At 40.3% G+C, this 18,121-nt stretch carries 21 protein-coding genes; 18 read left to right on the top strand and 3 right to left on the bottom strand.

The genetic code is table 11. From position 1 onward, the window contains the following. Positions 1-4 precede the first annotated feature (4 nt). The 6 genes from AAEM60_RS15260 to AAEM60_RS15235 all read left to right on the top strand — a co-directional run bounded on the left by AAEM60_RS15260 (position 5) and on the right by AAEM60_RS15235 (position 4,164). Complete coding sequence (locus tag AAEM60_RS15260; RefSeq protein ID WP_341356594.1) at positions 5-586, top strand: hypothetical protein; 582 nt, start codon at positions 5-7, stop codon at positions 584-586. 57 nt (positions 587-643) lie between these two features. Further along, entirely contained in the window at positions 644-793 is a 150-nt protein-coding gene (gene rpmG, locus AAEM60_RS15255) for a 50S ribosomal protein L33 (RefSeq protein ID WP_064091498.1), read from the top strand. A 111-nt stretch (positions 794-904) separates the two neighbouring features. After that, positions 905-1,471 (top strand): 5-formyltetrahydrofolate cyclo-ligase, encoded by a 567-nt coding sequence (locus AAEM60_RS15250; protein WP_341356593.1) that lies wholly within the window; start codon positions 905-907, stop codon positions 1,469-1,471. After that, on the top strand, positions 1,461-2,243 hold the full coding sequence (locus tag AAEM60_RS15245) for a DUF92 domain-containing protein (protein WP_299738414.1): 783 nt from the start codon (positions 1,461-1,463) through the stop codon (positions 2,241-2,243). Before AAEM60_RS15250 ends, AAEM60_RS15245 begins: the two co-directional genes overlap by 11 nt. Positions 2,244-2,330: 87 nt before the next feature. After that, entirely contained in the window at positions 2,331-2,510 is a 180-nt protein-coding gene (locus AAEM60_RS15240) for a hypothetical protein (protein WP_299738412.1), read from the top strand. 28 nt (positions 2,511-2,538) lie between these two features. Further along, positions 2,539-4,164: a rhomboid family intramembrane serine protease gene (locus AAEM60_RS15235; protein WP_341358008.1), complete on the top strand. Its 1,626-nt coding sequence runs from the start codon at positions 2,539-2,541 to the stop codon at positions 4,162-4,164. A 106-nt stretch (positions 4,165-4,270) separates the two neighbouring features. On the opposite strand, the gene AAEM60_RS15230 is transcribed toward AAEM60_RS15235, so the two are convergent. Beyond that, a complete protein-coding gene (locus AAEM60_RS15230; protein ID WP_341356596.1) occupies positions 4,271-4,834 on the bottom strand; it encodes a hypothetical protein in 564 nt (187 codons plus the stop codon). A 97-nt stretch (positions 4,835-4,931) separates the two neighbouring features. Between AAEM60_RS15230 and pstB the strand changes: the two genes are divergently transcribed. Together pstB and phoU are read left to right on the top strand one after the other, a co-directional pair. Then, positions 4,932-5,732 carry a phosphate ABC transporter ATP-binding protein PstB gene (gene pstB / locus AAEM60_RS15225; RefSeq protein WP_341356595.1) on the top strand — a complete coding sequence of 267 codons (801 nt, stop codon included), beginning with the start codon at positions 4,932-4,934 and terminating at the stop codon, positions 5,730-5,732. An 87-nt stretch (positions 5,733-5,819) separates the two neighbouring features. Further along, complete coding sequence (phoU, locus tag AAEM60_RS15220) at positions 5,820-6,479, top strand: phosphate signaling complex protein PhoU (RefSeq protein ID WP_299738428.1); 660 nt, start codon at positions 5,820-5,822, stop codon at positions 6,477-6,479. Between the two features lie 87 nt (positions 6,480-6,566). On the opposite strand, the gene AAEM60_RS15215 is transcribed toward phoU, so the two are convergent. Next, a complete protein-coding gene (locus AAEM60_RS15215; RefSeq protein ID WP_299738427.1) occupies positions 6,567-6,914 on the bottom strand; it encodes a helix-turn-helix domain-containing protein in 348 nt (115 codons plus the stop codon). Positions 6,915-7,266: 352 nt separating this feature from the next. On the opposite strand from AAEM60_RS15215, the gene AAEM60_RS15210 reads away from it, so the two are divergent. The 9 genes from AAEM60_RS15210 to AAEM60_RS15170 all read left to right on the top strand — a co-directional run bounded on the left by AAEM60_RS15210 (position 7,267) and on the right by AAEM60_RS15170 (position 15,456). Next, positions 7,267-7,974 (top strand): DUF4912 domain-containing protein, encoded by a 708-nt coding sequence (locus AAEM60_RS15210; RefSeq protein ID WP_299738426.1) that lies wholly within the window; start codon positions 7,267-7,269, stop codon positions 7,972-7,974. Further along, positions 7,971-10,286 carry a glycosyltransferase gene (locus tag AAEM60_RS15205; protein WP_299738425.1) on the top strand — a complete coding sequence of 772 codons (2,316 nt, stop codon included), beginning with the start codon at positions 7,971-7,973 and terminating at the stop codon, positions 10,284-10,286. The genes AAEM60_RS15210 and AAEM60_RS15205 overlap by 4 nt, the downstream gene beginning before the upstream one ends. Further along, positions 10,283-11,290 carry a nucleotidyltransferase family protein gene (locus AAEM60_RS15200; RefSeq protein WP_299738424.1) on the top strand — a complete coding sequence of 336 codons (1,008 nt, stop codon included), beginning with the start codon at positions 10,283-10,285 and terminating at the stop codon, positions 11,288-11,290. Before AAEM60_RS15205 ends, AAEM60_RS15200 begins: the two co-directional genes overlap by 4 nt. 6 nt (positions 11,291-11,296) lie before the next feature. Further along, positions 11,297-11,878, top strand: coding sequence for a hypothetical protein (locus AAEM60_RS15195; RefSeq protein WP_341356594.1), 582 nt, complete (start codon positions 11,297-11,299; stop codon positions 11,876-11,878). 57 nt (positions 11,879-11,935) lie between these two features. Further along, complete coding sequence (rpmG, locus tag AAEM60_RS15190) at positions 11,936-12,085, top strand: 50S ribosomal protein L33 (RefSeq protein ID WP_064091498.1); 150 nt, start codon at positions 11,936-11,938, stop codon at positions 12,083-12,085. Positions 12,086-12,196: 111 nt separating this feature from the next. Continuing rightward, the gene (locus tag AAEM60_RS15185; protein WP_341356593.1) at positions 12,197-12,763 is read left to right on the top strand and encodes a 5-formyltetrahydrofolate cyclo-ligase; all 567 of its coding nucleotides are present in this window, start codon (positions 12,197-12,199) and stop codon (positions 12,761-12,763) included. After that, a complete protein-coding gene (locus tag AAEM60_RS15180; protein WP_299738414.1) occupies positions 12,753-13,535 on the top strand; it encodes a DUF92 domain-containing protein in 783 nt (260 codons plus the stop codon). The genes AAEM60_RS15185 and AAEM60_RS15180 overlap by 11 nt, the downstream gene beginning before the upstream one ends. Positions 13,536-13,622: 87 nt before the next feature. Continuing rightward, a complete protein-coding gene (locus AAEM60_RS15175; protein ID WP_299738412.1) occupies positions 13,623-13,802 on the top strand; it encodes a hypothetical protein in 180 nt (59 codons plus the stop codon). 28 nt (positions 13,803-13,830) lie between these two features. Then, positions 13,831-15,456: a rhomboid family intramembrane serine protease gene (locus AAEM60_RS15170; RefSeq protein WP_341358008.1), complete on the top strand. Its 1,626-nt coding sequence runs from the start codon at positions 13,831-13,833 to the stop codon at positions 15,454-15,456. Here the strand turns inward: AAEM60_RS15170 and AAEM60_RS15165 are convergent. Then, positions 15,453-16,331, bottom strand: a complete 879-nt coding sequence (locus tag AAEM60_RS15165) for a hypothetical protein (RefSeq protein WP_341356592.1) — start codon at positions 16,329-16,331, stop codon at positions 15,453-15,455. The two genes, AAEM60_RS15170 and AAEM60_RS15165, sit on opposite strands and share 4 nt — an antisense overlap. A gap of 141 nt (positions 16,332-16,472) precedes the next feature. On the opposite strand from AAEM60_RS15165, the gene AAEM60_RS15160 reads away from it, so the two are divergent. Next, positions 16,473-17,933: a spore germination protein gene (locus AAEM60_RS15160; protein ID WP_299738409.1), complete on the top strand. Its 1,461-nt coding sequence runs from the start codon at positions 16,473-16,475 to the stop codon at positions 17,931-17,933. Positions 17,934-18,121 lie beyond the last annotated feature (188 nt).

Genomic DNA, 18,121 nt, shown 5'->3' with positions numbered 1-18,121 from the left:
GCTAATGAAGGACAATCCGAATGAAAAGTTCCATATCCAAGGAATAGCCTGGTGCAGGAATAATGAATATGTACCCCTTTATTCAGAGAAATTAACCTCCCTTACCGGTATAAGTGTAAACATTAACGAAGGGTTGGAAGGATGGGGAGAATCCTTTGCATTCGAAATGGAAAATACCACGAAAGAAAGCAGGCACCTTAAGGTTTTCTTTTTAATTGAATGGTTGGCTTGTAAGGAAGATGGGGTTGGGGTTCTGTCACTATCGAAGGATACGTTCTGGAATTACAGTGGTAAGCTTGTTGCCATCACCAACATTGTTTCCTGCGCTGCGTCTGTTAAGAAATCCATCTATCCTCTTAATCTGAAAGGTTTGCAGCTATGGAAAAGATCCTTAAATAATGGAAGCCTTTACTACTATCCGATCACCAATGGCCTCAATATGATGGTCTATATGTTAGACTTTTCATTCAAGCCTTTTGAAGTGAAACAAGGCAAAGTATATGCCATTGAAGGGGCAATGGAAGAAGAGGTTTCAAATTTAAGCGATAGAATAAAAAACGGACTAGCATTTCCAAAAGAAAAGTGATATTATAGAAAAGTCGTATGAATAGTAGAAGATGTATATGTTTGGAGGGAAATAATAATGCGTGTAAACATTACTTTAGCTTGCACAGAAACTGGTGAGCGTAACTATATTACTACTAAGAACAAGCGTAACAACCCAGACCGTCTAGAGCTAAAAAAATATTGCCCGAAATTAAAGCGTGTGACTCTTCACCGCGAAACGAAATAAGCAGCCGGATTTTATCCGCTGCTTTTTTTTATGCTCAAAACGGTTACAACATCGCTTTTACATAGAGAATCCATTAAAATAATATCTGTATAGTAAGCATGGAGGGATATTATGTCTAAAAAAGAACTACGGAATCTTCAGCTTCAATCATTAAAATTAATCGATCATATAACGTTTCAACAAAAATGTTTTAGAATAGAACAATTACTTTTTGAATCTCCTGAGTGGAAAAAGAGCGACACCGTCGCGGTGACCATTTCAAAGCCTCCGGAAGTCAATACGTGGAATATCATCAAGCGTGGCTGGGAGGAAGGGAAAACGGTAGTTGTTCCGAAGTGTTTTCCAAAAAAACGTGAATTAGTATTCTATGAGCTTCGTGATTTCCATCAGCTCGAACAATCCTATTTTGATTTATATGAACCAGATCCCATCAAGTCAACCGCTGTAAATAATGACGTTATTGAATTGATGATTGTTCCAGGTCTTGCTTATACGGAAACTGGCTATCGTCTGGGATTCGGAGGGGGATACTATGACAGGCTACTCTCAGCCTATTCAGGTATTACGATATCACTTGCCTTTGAAGAGCAAATGGTCGGGGCATTGCCGATCGAATCATTCGACATACCCGTCGGAACGATTCTGACGGAAAAAGGACGAATCGATTGTGGCCGCTGAGTATTTCTTTGTTCTGCTTTTTATTTGCTCTATCGCCACAGCAGGATGGAAAACCAGTAATTTAAGTCCCTCAGGCGCTGTAATGGCCATAATGATAGGCATTGCAATTGGCTATTCATACGGCTTTGAGGGACTGTTTATACTAGGCGTATTCTTTCTGTCATCAAGTGTTTGGTCACGTCTTTTTAAGAAGAATAAGATAGGAATAGAAGAACGTTTAGCCAAAACGTCCATCAGGGACTGGCAGCAGGTATTGGCTAACGGAGGTCCTGCAGCCATCTTTGCCATTTTATTTAGTATTACGGGAAACGAAGTCTGGACACTAGCCTTCATTGCGTCAATCGCTGGGGCAAATGCTGATACATGGGCCTCTGAAATCGGCCCTCTTAGTCATAAAATGCCGTTTTCAGTAAGATCATTCAGGAGAGTACCTAAAGGCACGTCCGGTGCTGTTTCCATCATAGGTACAGTAGCGGCAGTCTTAGGGGCTGCCCTTATTTCACTTGCTTCACTGATTATGGTGAATGATATGGATCTATCTCTCTTTTTGCTCCTTCTCCTTTCTGGGTTTTTAGGGAACATCCTGGATACACTTCTGGGTGCGTTCATGCAACTGGAGTATAGGTGTCCGGTTTGTGGACTTCGAACAGAGTCATCGTTTCATTGTGGACATTACACAGAAAGAGTGAAAGGGATTCCTCTAGTAAATAATGAGTTTGTAAATGCTCTGTCAAGTCTTTTTGCAGGTGTACTTATGCTTATATTCATTTGACGGTATTGAAAGAAAATATCGTTTCCTTAAAATTTAGTGGGATAAGCTTCTCTATAATGATCCAAACTACTATCAGGAGGGATCATCATGAACGGATGGACAAAATGGTTAGTGCTTGGCGGTTTGGTTCTTTTTCTGATTCCAAATCGATACCGATTGTTAAATGTACTTCTCGGAAACTTTCTCATTAGAAAATTTGCTGTGAAAGCGGCGATGGGGGTACCTGGTATTCGCTCAAGATTTATTCAAGGTGCATTTAGGGGATGAGATTACTAAAGAAGACTGTAGAGTGGGTATGAAAACCTCTCTTGCAGTCTTTTTTGTTTTACACTTTAAGAAAGGGTTCGGTATAGTAGGGATAGACAAAGGATCTATTAAAAAGAAAGTAGTGGATGATGTGGATTTACGATATCATTATTTGTTTTGGAAGATAGCTCACTATTTGGTTGAATTTAAACACTATCGAATTCTTAATCTCTCTCCTAATCAGGATGAAATTTGGCTGGAAAACACCGGGGTAAAAGAAGCAAACGTCATTCGTTTGGTCCTAAAAGATTTAGATTGGGGAAACTGGGTCAAGCGGGATATGGAATTGACCTCCGTAAATGGAGAGAAAATCAGGAAGTCCCTGGGGAAAAGGCAGCTTCAAGTGAAGAATATCTATGTCTCAACTTTTCCACCGGTAGATTCAGGTCCTGAGTTGTTCCAGGAACCAATGAACAATCAAAAGACGACCGTCCGGCCTCTCCTTCTTCATGGTGATCATAGTGTTGAAACGCTTAGGCATGACCCTTTTTTCAGTGAAGGAGAATGGGACCTCCCAAAAGAAGTAATGGAAGCCAATGTAGAGTGGGTGAAAAGTATGGCCATGACTGCTTCTTCCAAACAGATACAAAAGGAAAGACAGCTGTTTGAAAAAGGAAAGCCGTTCTATACCTATTTCTTCATTGCGCTCCAATTGATCATGTTCTTTATTCTCGAACTAAATGGTGGAAGCAAGAATCCGCAAACACTGATTGAGTTCGGTGCTAAGTATAATCCTCTCATGATTGAAGGAGAGTGGTGGCGACTCGTAACCCCGATTTTTCTACATATAGGTATCCTGCATTTACTTATGAACACACTCGCCCTATTTTATCTGGGGACGGCAGTGGAGAAAATGTTCGGAAGAATCCGATTTATATTCATTTATATGATATCGGGAATCACGGGATCTCTAGCCAGCTTTCTTTTTACATCCAATCTTTCTGCAGGAGCAAGTGGAGCAATCTTCGGCTGTTTTGGTGCACTGCTGTACTTCGGTGTATTGTATCCAAAAATTTTCTTCAGAACGATGGGCACCAATATTATTGCGGTTATTCTATTGAATTTAGTCCTTGGCTTTACGATTCCGGGAATTGATAATGCAGGGCATATCGGTGGGTTAATAGGAGGTTTTCTCGCAGCAGGAATTGTCAGCTTGCCAAATGCTCTCCGTCCCCTCCGACAATTACTATTTCTGGTGGGAAGTATCGTACTTATAGGAGTGCTTGTGTCGAGGGGTACTGGTACAGATCCAACCTCTTGGGACGTTGACACGGTGAATGGTGTGGCTCAAGAAAAGATTTCAAATCAACAGTGGGAGGAAGCTGAAAAAATTCTTCTCCCTGTAGTTGAGGAAGGATCACCAAATGCTCAGACCTATTTCTACCTATCATATTCTGAAATCAAGCTGAACAAATTAGCACCTGCGAAAGATCATTTGAAAGCAGCGATTGATGAAAATGAACAATTTCATGAGGCGCACTACAATCTTGCGTTAATTCTGATTGATTCAGGGGAAAGAAAGGAAGCTCTTATTCATGCAAAAAAAGCCTATGAATTAAATAGGCAGGATAAAAAATATGAAAAACTTTATAAAGAATTACAGGAGAACACTTAAATGGAAATCTGTTGTTTAAGTAAAGAAGCTTCTCCGTTTTTATCAATCAGTAACACGAGAACTTCCTTTCGATCATTTTTCACTAATATAAGTGGGATGGCACTGTCTATTGACTCAATGACAGAGCCGTCCTCTTTTTAATTCCTAAATAATAGTTTTTATAAAGTCCTTCCCATAGGTTTCCGATAAGACGATCCCATTCTCCCTGAGTGAACCCTTCTAAAGGCTGATCTTCTAATTGGGGGAATTGGGTTAATGGAAAGGATGTATACTCTTCAACTGGGATTTGCATGGAAGTGATCGCCTTTTCCCACAGATAGTCGAGCTGCTGCGAGGTCACTTTGTCCAAAATGTTCTTCCATTCTTTTTCTGCATCCGTACCCGGCTCTCGAAAGGCATTTAGCGTGCTGAAATTTGAATCAATCACATACAAGGCATCTTCAGACATTTTCTGTGCGCTTGTAAACTCTGTTTCTGTTTCGTGAATTTCTGAATAATGGAATGAAACAGCTTGAAGGAGGCTGCTTTCTTTACCTTTAATGGTTGATTCCTCCACAATTTGATCGGTGTTTTGTTCCCACTCATTCATGAGTCCCTTCAATCTGCCGTTCATAAATAAAAAGCCGACATCCTGCCGCAAATAGGCCGGTGTATCAAGCTTTGAAGACACCTTCCAATTCACCTCATAATGATCATTCTTCTTCTCGGGTCGAAGCATCAGAATCGTAGTGGCAGATTCATAGGAAACATTTTCATTTAAAACAACAATGGTGAACAACAATAAAAGAGGTACGAGCAAAAGTTCAGTGGGAAAAGAGCCTGTATATCAAACAAAGCAGCTAAACTTATGGTACGGTACAAATCATGCGTTAAAAAATATTGATTTAGATATTATGGAAAATGAAGTGACGGCAATCATTGGTCCATCAGGCTGTGGTAAATCCACTTATATTAAAACACTGAATCGTATGATCGAGCTGATCCCAAGTGTAAAAACATCAGGTGATATCCTTTATCGTGAGCGTAATATTTTTGATCGTAATTACCGAGTTGAGGAATTAAGAACCAAGGTAGGAATGGTCTTCCAAAAACCTAATCCGTTCCCGAAGTCGATTTATGACAACATAGCATATGGTCCACGAATCCACGGAATTAAAAACAAAAAAGTTCTGGATGAAATTGTTGAAAAAAGCTTAAGGGGAGCAGCGATTTGGGATGAAGTGAAAGATCGTCTGAATCAAAATGCATATGGATTATCGGGTGGACAGCAGCAGCGTATTTGTATAGCAAGATGTCTTGCTATTGAGCCGGATGTCATTCTAATGGATGAACCTACTTCTGCTCTTGATCCGATTTCTACATTAAAGATTGAAGAACTTGTTCAAGAGTTGAAATCAGAATACAGTATTATTATTGTTACCCATAATATGCAACAGGCTGCACGTATTTCTGATCGCACAGCCTTCTTCCTGAACGGGGAAGTAGTTGAATTTGACAAAACCGATAAAATCTTCTCTACTCCATCTGATAAGCGTACAGAAGACTATATTTCTGGTCGTTTCGGATAATTCACATTCAAAGAAGGATAAATACCAATAGGTGTTTAATTCCTACTATTGAGAAGCTAAAGTGTTGAAATAGGAAGGGGCATAATCATGGCAGTAAGAGGACAATTTGATGCGAATTTAAAAGAACTTCAAACCAAACTAATGGACTTGGGGAATATTGCAAAGATTGCACTTGAAAGAAGTATTGTGGCTTTGGAAGAGAAGGATGTTGATACGGCACTTGCCATTATCGAAGGTGACCAAAAAGCCGATGATCTGGAAGAGGAAATCAATGATTTAGCCATTCTGACAATAGCTAAACAACAGCCGGTCGCAACAGATTTAAGAAGAATCATTGTAGCAATCAAAATCGCTTCAGACTTGGAAAGAATCGCAGATTTCGCTGTAAATGTAGCGAAATCAACGATTCGTATTGGGAATGAACCTCTGATCAAACCGATTCATCATATTAAGGAAATGCACGCATTAACATCTGAAATGATTCAGCTCACATTGGAGTCGTTTGTCGAGGAAGATGTGGCGAAAGCGAAGAGAATTGCTGATATGGATGATAAAGTTGATGACTTATATGGTGAAACGATTGTAGAGCTTCTGACACTCAATAAAGAAAAACCTGAATTCACGGCTCAGATTACTCAGCTCTCTTTCATTTGCAGATACCTTGAAAGAGCTGCGGATCATTCAACAAACATTGCAGAAGGTGTGTTCTATCTTGTGAAAGGTCGTCGTTACGACTTGAATGAATAGTCTTCAGATGAAAAAAGCTGCCCATAACCAGGGCAGCTTTTTTTATGATTGTTCGATTTCTTGAATGAAGTATGAATGAATCTTATATTATAGCTTCGAAATAATTTGCTGGACTTCAGATTTAGAAAGTGCAGATTGCTTTGCGATTTGTTCGACAGGTATTCCTTGTTGGTATAATGCAATGACTTGGTTTTTTACAACCTCGTGAATGGGTTTCCTGGCAGGGGTTGCCCTTTTGAAAGGGGCATCGCCATCCACCATCAGCTCTTCTTCCAGTACCCGTATTCTTTTCTTTAACTGATAATGTTCCTGAAGGAAATTAATTGATAATTCTTCCATATCTTTTTCAATATCTCGATACCTATCCCGTTGGAAAAACGAAATGACTAGTAATAGGATTGAGAAACTTACTAATCCGATGAATAGTAAATCCACTAAATCACCTCATGCAGTATTATTCTTCTTTAGTTATAGCATAGATAGTGGCTTATCTCTATAAGATGGAAGGATAAATTTGTGGATTTAACCAATATTTTGTCGAATTCCATTGGGCAATTATGAAAGAATCTTGTCGTTCTAAAAATGTAATCGCTTTATTATCATTTCAGCATAATAATTTGCAAAAAAAATGCATGATAAACCCCATTATCACCACGTTTAACAAGATACGACAAAATGCGTTTATTGTAGGTTTTTGAATAGGGTGTTACGATGAATTCATAGATAATTGTCATAATTTTTAGATTGAAATTATATAATATTTGGTTACTCTTTAGGAGGAATTGTTTTGATCACAGAAATCATTCGGTTAAAAGAACAAGGAGTATCATTCAGGAAAATTGCCAAAGAGCTGAATACCACCGTCGGGAAAGTTCAATATCAGTGGGTGAAGTATCAGAAGGCTCTTGAAAGTTCATCTGGAAGTGAGGTTGCCCAGGTAGAAGTGATGGAGCCGACAACGCCGAAAAAGCGTGTAGGGAGAGCTTCTTTTGGAAGGAAGATGCCTAAGCGCCGTGCAAAAAATCCGCGTGCCACTGAGTTATCGATGATGTTCTCAACGTCATCCCGAATCTATTGCTATTGGAACATTACTCAAGAATGGATTCGCCAAGTAAAAAGTCATTTTAAAATGAATCATGACCCTCAACCTTTTGTCCTTCGTTTGTATGATATTACATCGATTTCCTTTAACGGACATAATCACCACACATACACAGATTCATATGTTCCCCATACGGAGAGTGATTGGTTTGTAAATGGTCTAAAGGAAAACAGAAGCTACTGTATGGAAATTGGATTGCGCTTACCGTCCGGTGACTTTGTTGCATTCACTCGTTCCAATGTACTCCACACCCCAAGAACGTCCCATCATCAGGAGTATCATAGTATGAAAGAGTTATTTGAATATGAGCAAGGATTAATTAAAGAGCCGAAATGGGTGGAGCATGTGAGCACCTATTCGTATTATGTAATGAATCAGGAGGAAAAGGCATGAAAGGACCGTCGGCAGTGATTATATATCCACAATTTAACGAACTGACTTTTTCACAATGTAACGAACGGGAAGATCTTCTCACTTCTATACTTATCGAAAATAGTGCACTGTTAGATCTCCTTCAACGAAATGAAGCATCCCCAATACCTGTTGTGGTGAACCCTACCCTCTTTTCACTTTTTATGAGTGAAGAGTTTAAAGAGAAAGCCCATTCAATCATTCAAGCCAACCTTCTGCAAGCCGAGCCGCATGAAAAGAGTAAATGGCAGCTGATTTATTCTCAATGGTCAACCCATGACATGAATTTCGTACAAGCCTACAAGACTCTGGTGGTTGAAGGCAAAGCCACTGTGATCCCTACGACGGTAAGCTCATTCCCATTGACTCACTACAGGACCCCGAGAGCGATCGAATCTCAGGTTCGAATGAGTACATTGTTGTATAAGCAGTATTTTCAAATGATTCCAAAGGTTTTTTGGTTACCACAGGCAGCGTATGTACCGGGTATTGACTTATACCTTACTAAGCAAGGAATCGAATACACATTTATCTCCTCCTATTCGTATGAACATAGTGAAAAAGAACGTGACAGCGGTGTAATCAGAACACCAAGGGGCTTAAAATTAATACCGGTTTCAGAGGGCAGAATAGGAGCATTGGAAGAGAACGGTCATTCCCTCTCGATTGTTTTCATAGAGAATAGAGAAAGCTACGCTGAATTAAATACCAAAGAGTTCACACACTCATTAGAGGAGAAGATGGAATCTTCTACTGCTCTTTCCAGAGTAGGTTTTGGATATCTTGGAATGGAGAAGCAAACCCCGATTCTATCTGACACGGCCATGAAGAATATTCGAATGGTCCATCGTATGGAAGAGAAACTTGACAATCTGTATTCATCGGCAGAACCGACAGAGTGGACACATCAACTGCTGAGGGAATGGGTAGCAAGCCTCGAAGGTTTGAATATTCAAAATGGCTTGACGTCTGTTCACTTTGACAGCTTACTTGATTTGATACTGGAAGGGCAGAAGGATGAACATTTATTCCTTCATCGCAAAAGGGTCGTTCCCTTTCCGTCTGATGAAATCCTTGAAAAGCTCTTCGCAGGGAATGCAGAAGAAAAGGAGGAGAAACAGGATTCTGTTCTCCTTCTCTCATGGGAATATCCTCCGAATATTGTGGGGGGACTCTCGAGGCATGTGTATGATCTGGCTAATAATCTTGTGAAAAAAGGGAAACAGGTACACGTTCTTACGACCAAAGCAAATGATGCCCTGTCACTTGAGAAAATGGAAGGGGTTACGATTCACCGTGTACACCCATTACATCCATATGAAGAAGATTTCTTTAAGTGGGTATTTGATTTAAATCAGGCGTTCATTCATTACGCTCATGATCTGATGGAAGATGAAAGAATCACTCATATTCATGCCCATGATTGGATTGTGTCCACTTCAGCGATGAAATTGAAAGAGTATTATAGGGTTCCGCTCATCACAACCATTCATGCTACGGAACATGGACGTAATCAGGGGATTTATACCGATTTGCAACACAAGATTCACCGGGAAGAGCAGCTTCTTATTGGTGCATCGGACCATCTTATCGTGTGCAGCGAGCATATGAAAGAGGAAATCAAGAGCTTATTTACCATCGAAGCTCCAATCGCGGTGATACCAAATGGTGTGGAATTGGAGAAACTCGATCAATCTTCTCCTTATAGCTTTGAACAGCGCTCCACTCCGTATTTCTTTTCAATCGGACGGATGGTTCATGAAAAAGGATTCGACACGATTATCCGCGTAGCCTCACAGTTAAAGAGAGAAGGATTTACTATCTCATTTATCATAGCTGGGAAAGGTCCAATGCTAGAGCACTATCGTCAAGTGGTAGACCAAGAAGAATTGAGTGACTGTGTGTCTTTCATCGGATACATTTCCGATAGGGAGCGGAATGACTATTTGAAGAATTGTTTAGCCGTGATCTTTCCAAGCCTTTACGAGCCATTCGGCATTGTTGCACTGGAAGCAATGGCTTTCCGTAAAGGGGTGGTGGCATCAAATACGGGAGGACTGAAATCAATCGTGAAACATGAGCAAACCGGCTTATTATTTGAGCCCAATCATGAACAAAGTCTTTATACACAATTGGTCTCATTAATTGAAAATCCCTTAAAATCGGAACAGCTAGGAAATCTCGGTTTCAAAATGGCCCAATCCATGTTTAGCTGGGATCGAATCGCGGATCAAACCATCCACGTGTACGATGATGTACTTCTACAATCAAAAGTAGAAGGCATAAAAAGATGAAGGCCGTGATATTGGCAGGTGGAGAAGGCAAGCGATTAAGACCCTATACAATGTCGATTGCAAAGCCAATGGTTCCGATTCTGAATAAGCCAATTCTTGAATACAGCATTAACCTCCTCAGGTCCTATGGAATTAAAGATATTCTAATCACAACCTGTTATAAAAGTGAAACGATTAAAGAGTATTTTGGCGATGGAAAACGGTTCAATGTGAACATTACCTATCTGGATGAAAAAAAGCCGCTTGGAACAGCAGGAGGGATCTTTCTCGCCAGGCACAGGCTGCGTGAACCGTTTTTAGTGTTAAGTGGAGATGCATTCACTAATATTCCAATTGATAAAGTCATTGAATTCCATTATGAGAAAAGAGCGGTTATGACCGTCGTCTCAAAAGAAGTAGTGAACCCAAAAGAGTATGGGATTTGTCATACAGACGAAAATCGTAAATTGGTTGATTTTATTGAAAAGCCGGAAGAGTGGGTAGGAAATGAAGTGAACACAGGGGTATATATGTTAGATCCACGGCTGCTTGATCGTTATGCCCACTTAGGAGCGAGGGATTTCAGCCAGGATTTCATTCCTCAGCTGCTTTTAAATAATGAGGAAGTCTATGTATTTAAAACGAATGCCTATTGGAGAGATATTGGAAACCCTGAAGAATATAAAAGCGCACGTGATGATCTCATGAAGGGTCAGTACGCCCCACCCTCCATAAAAAAAGGCTTTCACCACTCCAAAGACTTTATGGAGCCGTTTATCACCAGGCTCCAAGTAGCGTGTCCAAATGGAAAGAAACCATTCGTACTGGCTAAATTACTGGAAACCGTTCCTTCTTCCTCCAGTCAGAAAGAAGTTGTTTTCGATCATAGAGATGGAGGACGAACGAAAATCATTAGTGATCCGAAAAGAGGATTCATCATTTATTCCAAGGCTGACAGACGAAATCTGGCAAGGGAGCTTGCCAGATATTATGGAATGAAAATAAAAATCTGGCAAAAGGTGTAGAGGCTAATGAAGGACAATCCGAATGAAAAGTTCCATATCCAAGGAATAGCCTGGTGCAGGAATAATGAATATGTACCCCTTTATTCAGAGAAATTAACCTCCCTTACCGGTATAAGTGTAAACATTAACGAAGGGTTGGAAGGATGGGGAGAATCCTTTGCATTCGAAATGGAAAATACCACGAAAGAAAGCAGGCACCTTAAGGTTTTCTTTTTAATTGAATGGTTGGCTTGTAAGGAAGATGGGGTTGGGGTTCTGTCACTATCGAAGGATACGTTCTGGAATTACAGTGGTAAGCTTGTTGCCATCACCAACATTGTTTCCTGCGCTGCGTCTGTTAAGAAATCCATCTATCCTCTTAATCTGAAAGGTTTGCAGCTATGGAAAAGATCCTTAAATAATGGAAGCCTTTACTACTATCCGATCACCAATGGCCTCAATATGATGGTCTATATGTTAGACTTTTCATTCAAGCCTTTTGAAGTGAAACAAGGCAAAGTATATGCCATTGAAGGGGCAATGGAAGAAGAGGTTTCAAATTTAAGCGATAGAATAAAAAACGGACTAGCATTTCCAAAAGAAAAGTGATATTATAGAAAAGTCGTATGAATAGTAGAAGATGTATATGTTTGGAGGGAAATAATAATGCGTGTAAACATTACTTTAGCTTGCACAGAAACTGGTGAGCGTAACTATATTACTACTAAGAACAAGCGTAACAACCCAGACCGTCTAGAGCTAAAAAAATATTGCCCGAAATTAAAGCGTGTGACTCTTCACCGCGAAACGAAATAAGCAGCCGGATTTTATCCGCTGCTTTTTTTTATGCTCAAAACGGTTACAACATCGCTTTTACATAGAGAATCCATTAAAATAATATCTGTATAGTAAGCATGGAGGGATATTATGTCTAAAAAAGAACTACGGAATCTTCAGCTTCAATCATTAAAATTAATCGATCATATAACGTTTCAACAAAAATGTTTTAGAATAGAACAATTACTTTTTGAATCTCCTGAGTGGAAAAAGAGCGACACCGTCGCGGTGACCATTTCAAAGCCTCCGGAAGTCAATACGTGGAATATCATCAAGCGTGGCTGGGAGGAAGGGAAAACGGTAGTTGTTCCGAAGTGTTTTCCAAAAAAACGTGAATTAGTATTCTATGAGCTTCGTGATTTCCATCAGCTCGAACAATCCTATTTTGATTTATATGAACCAGATCCCATCAAGTCAACCGCTGTAAATAATGACGTTATTGAATTGATGATTGTTCCAGGTCTTGCTTATACGGAAACTGGCTATCGTCTGGGATTCGGAGGGGGATACTATGACAGGCTACTCTCAGCCTATTCAGGTATTACGATATCACTTGCCTTTGAAGAGCAAATGGTCGGGGCATTGCCGATCGAATCATTCGACATACCCGTCGGAACGATTCTGACGGAAAAAGGACGAATCGATTGTGGCCGCTGAGTATTTCTTTGTTCTGCTTTTTATTTGCTCTATCGCCACAGCAGGATGGAAAACCAGTAATTTAAGTCCCTCAGGCGCTGTAATGGCCATAATGATAGGCATTGCAATTGGCTATTCATACGGCTTTGAGGGACTGTTTATACTAGGCGTATTCTTTCTGTCATCAAGTGTTTGGTCACGTCTTTTTAAGAAGAATAAGATAGGAATAGAAGAACGTTTAGCCAAAACGTCCATCAGGGACTGGCAGCAGGTATTGGCTAACGGAGGTCCTGCAGCCATCTTTGCCATTTTATTTAGTATTACGGGAAACGAAGTCTGGACACTAGCCTTCATTGCGTCAATCGCTGGGGCAAATGCTGATACATGGGCCTCTGAAATCGGCCCTCTTAGTCATAAAATGCCGTTTTCAGTAAGATCATTCAGGAGAGTACCTAAAGGCACGTCCGGTGCTGTTTCCATCATAGGTACAGTAGCGGCAGTCTTAGGGGCTGCCCTTATTTCACTTGCTTCACTGATTATGGTGAATGATATGGATCTATCTCTCTTTTTGCTCCTTCTCCTTTCTGGGTTTTTAGGGAACATCCTGGATACACTTCTGGGTGCGTTCATGCAACTGGAGTATAGGTGTCCGGTTTGTGGACTTCGAACAGAGTCATCGTTTCATTGTGGACATTACACAGAAAGAGTGAAAGGGATTCCTCTAGTAAATAATGAGTTTGTAAATGCTCTGTCAAGTCTTTTTGCAGGTGTACTTATGCTTATATTCATTTGACGGTATTGAAAGAAAATATCGTTTCCTTAAAATTTAGTGGGATAAGCTTCTCTATAATGATCCAAACTACTATCAGGAGGGATCATCATGAACGGATGGACAAAATGGTTAGTGCTTGGCGGTTTGGTTCTTTTTCTGATTCCAAATCGATACCGATTGTTAAATGTACTTCTCGGAAACTTTCTCATTAGAAAATTTGCTGTGAAAGCGGCGATGGGGGTACCTGGTATTCGCTCAAGATTTATTCAAGGTGCATTTAGGGGATGAGATTACTAAAGAAGACTGTAGAGTGGGTATGAAAACCTCTCTTGCAGTCTTTTTTGTTTTACACTTTAAGAAAGGGTTCGGTATAGTAGGGATAGACAAAGGATCTATTAAAAAGAAAGTAGTGGATGATGTGGATTTACGATATCATTATTTGTTTTGGAAGATAGCTCACTATTTGGTTGAATTTAAACACTATCGAATTCTTAATCTCTCTCCTAATCAGGATGAAATTTGGCTGGAAAACACCGGGGTAAAAGAAGCAAACGTCATTCGTTTGGTCCTAAAAGATTTAGATTGGGGAAACTGGGTCAAGCGGGATATGGAATTGACCTCCGTAAATGGAGAGAAAATCAGGAAGTCCCTGGGGAAAAGGCAGCTTCAAGTGAAGAATATCTATGTCTCAACTTTTCCACCGGTAGATTCAGGTCCTGAGTTGTTCCAGGAACCAATGAACAATCAAAAGACGACCGTCCGGCCTCTCCTTCTTCATGGTGATCATAGTGTTGAAACGCTTAGGCATGACCCTTTTTTCAGTGAAGGAGAATGGGACCTCCCAAAAGAAGTAATGGAAGCCAATGTAGAGTGGGTGAAAAGTATGGCCATGACTGCTTCTTCCAAACAGATACAAAAGGAAAGACAGCTGTTTGAAAAAGGAAAGCCGTTCTATACCTATTTCTTCATTGCGCTCCAATTGATCATGTTCTTTATTCTCGAACTAAATGGTGGAAGCAAGAATCCGCAAACACTGATTGAGTTCGGTGCTAAGTATAATCCTCTCATGATTGAAGGAGAGTGGTGGCGACTCGTAACCCCGATTTTTCTACATATAGGTATCCTGCATTTACTTATGAACACACTCGCCCTATTTTATCTGGGGACGGCAGTGGAGAAAATGTTCGGAAGAATCCGATTTATATTCATTTATATGATATCGGGAATCACGGGATCTCTAGCCAGCTTTCTTTTTACATCCAATCTTTCTGCAGGAGCAAGTGGAGCAATCTTCGGCTGTTTTGGTGCACTGCTGTACTTCGGTGTATTGTATCCAAAAATTTTCTTCAGAACGATGGGCACCAATATTATTGCGGTTATTCTATTGAATTTAGTCCTTGGCTTTACGATTCCGGGAATTGATAATGCAGGGCATATCGGTGGGTTAATAGGAGGTTTTCTCGCAGCAGGAATTGTCAGCTTGCCAAATGCTCTCCGTCCCCTCCGACAATTACTATTTCTGGTGGGAAGTATCGTACTTATAGGAGTGCTTGTGTCGAGGGGTACTGGTACAGATCCAACCTCTTGGGACGTTGACACGGTGAATGGTGTGGCTCAAGAAAAGATTTCAAATCAACAGTGGGAGGAAGCTGAAAAAATTCTTCTCCCTGTAGTTGAGGAAGGATCACCAAATGCTCAGACCTATTTCTACCTATCATATTCTGAAATCAAGCTGAACAAATTAGCACCTGCGAAAGATCATTTGAAAGCAGCGATTGATGAAAATGAACAATTTCATGAGGCGCACTACAATCTTGCGTTAATTCTGATTGATTCAGGGGAAAGAAAGGAAGCTCTTATTCATGCAAAAAAAGCCTATGAATTAAATAGGCAGGATAAAAAATATGAAAAACTTTATAAAGAATTACAGGAGAACACTTAAATGGAAATCTGTTGTTTAAGTAAAGAAGCTTCTCCGTTTTTATCAATCAGTAACACGAGAACTTCCTTTCGATCATTTTTCACTAATATAAGTGGGATGGCACTGTCTATTGACTCAATGACAGAGCCGTCCTCTTTTTTAATTCCTAAATAATAGTTTTTATAAAGTCCTTCCCATAGGTTTCCGATAAGACGATCCCATTCTCCCTGAGTGAACCCTTCTAAAGGCTGATCTTCTAATTGGGGGAATTGGGTTAATGGAAAGGATGTATACTCTTCAACTGGGATTTGCATGGAAGTGATCGCCTTTTCCCACAGATAGTCGAGCTGCTGCGAGGTCACTTTGTCCAAAATGTTCTTCCATTCTTTTTCTGCATCCGTACCCGGCTCTCGAAAGGCATTTAGCGTGCTGAAATTTGAATCAATCACATACAAGGCATCTTCAGACATTTTCTGTGCGCTTGTAAACTCTGTTTCTGTTTCGTGAATTTCTGAATAATGGAATGAAACAGCTTGAAGGAGGCTGCTTTCTTTACCTTTAATGGTTGATTCCTCCACAATTTGATCGGTGTTTTGTTCCCACTCATTCATGAGTCCCTTCAATCTGCCGTTCATAAATAAAAAGCCGACATCCTGCCGCAAATAGGCCGGTGTATCAAGCTTTGAAGACACCTTCCAATTCACCTCATAATGATCATTCTTCTTCTCGGGTCGAAGCATCAGAATCGTAGTGGCAGATTCATAGGAAACATTTTCATTTATCGGGAAAAAAATAATGCTCTCTTCTGTTTGAGGCTTGTAAATAAATTGTATCCCAAGAGCAACAATGCACATGATGACAAGAAAAGGCATGGCTTCTTTTAGTCTTTGTTTCATTTCGTTCACTCCAGTAGTATGTCCATTTAGTAAATAATATGAGGAGCAGGATATCAATATGATAGGATGTATGTTTTCTAGCTTCTTTGTCTAGGATGGTAAAGATGGAAATTCATGTAAAGGTATTGGGAGTGAAGGCTAATGACAAAACAAAAGAAAAAGCCTGTCTCTACTCAGATTGAAGAAAACACCAATTATCTAAGGGATACCTTAGCAGTAGACAAAAGCTTTGATGTCATTCAATTGGATCTGGAGTATGCTGAGAGAAAAATGGCGATGTTTTTAGTGGATGGCTTTGTTAAAGATGATATTATGCATTATCTTATGAAGCTCTTATCGGGACTTAGTCCTGAGCAATTAGAAGAAGATACTTTAGAAAAATTATTGAAGACGTACATTCCTTATATAGAGATCGAACAAGTGGATGATCTGAACCAAGTGATCGATTTAGTATTGGCAGGTCCTACAGCCCTTGTGGTGGATGGCATTGATAAGGTCATTATGATTGATGCAAGAACATACCCAGTCAGAGGTCCACAGGAACCGGATATTGAACGGGTTGTGAGAGGATCTAGAGATGGATATGTAGAAACGATTGTGTTTAACACCGCGTTAACTAGAAGGAGAGTTCGTGACCCTTCACTTCGAATGGAATATATGCAAATAGGAAGAAGATCAAAAACGGATATAGTCGTCAGTTATATCGAAGACATTGCCGATCCAAATTTAGTCCATAAAATCAAAGATGCACTTTCGAAGATCGACACAGATGGTCTTCCCATGGGTGAGAAGACTCTGGAGGAGTTTATTGCAGGCAGGCACTGGAATCCGTATCCTATGGTCAGGTATACGGAAAGGCCGGATACAGCCGCCGCACATTTATACGAAGGCCACGTCATCATTATGGTGGACGGTTCACCGAGTGTGTTGATTACCCCTACAACCTTTTGGCATCATCTTCAACATGCAGAAGAATATAGAAACAAGCCGTCTGTAGGAGCTTACCTTCGTTTTGTGAGGTTTATCGCTGTCTGGAGCTCGATTTTCTTATTGCCTCTTTATTATTTATTTGCGATCCAACCTGAGCTATTGCCGGAAGCAATGAGGTATGTAGGTCCCAACGATGCAGGAGAAGTTCCTTTATTTCTTCAATTTCTGATTATTGAAGTCGGGATCGATATCCTGCGGATGGCTGCCATTCATACCCCTTCTTCGTTAGCAACGGCCCTGGGTCTCGTGGCGGCGTTAATGATTGGACAAGTGGCGGTGGAAGTGGGCCTCTTAATTAATGAAGTCATTCTTTACCTCGCCATTGCAGCGATCGGTACCTTTGCAACGCCAAGCTATGAGATGAGCTTAGCAAATCGGTTAGTCAGGATTTTCTTGTTGATCTGTACTGCATTATTTGGGGTGTATGGATTTGTTGTGGGTATACTGCTATGGATTATTATGCTTTCAAGAATGAAATCCTTTGACATTCCGTATATGTGGCCATTTATTCCGTTTAATTTAAGAGCATTCAGGGATGTATTCCTGCGTTCGCCTATGCCTTTAAAAAACAGAAGACCACGATTCCTGCACCCGAAAGATCCCGATCGTTAATATAAGTTGGAGAGATTTTCTTAATGGATATTCCATTAGGGAGATCTTTTTTTGTTTTTTAGATAGGCTCTGTTCATAATTTTTTCTTGTAACAGCGATTTGCGAACAAAATGTAGACCGTTCCTTTCCGCTCCAGGCACTTGCTTTCCGCGGGGAGGAAGTCGAGCCTCCTCAGGCTTTGCCCTGCG

Origin of the sequence: Rossellomorea sp. y25 (assembly GCF_038049935.1) — a bacterium.
Lineage (GTDB): Bacteria > Bacillota > Bacilli > Bacillales > Bacillaceae_B > Rossellomorea.
Note: the sequence above shows the minus strand (reverse complement) of the source record. Positions and strands in the feature narration are given on the sequence as shown.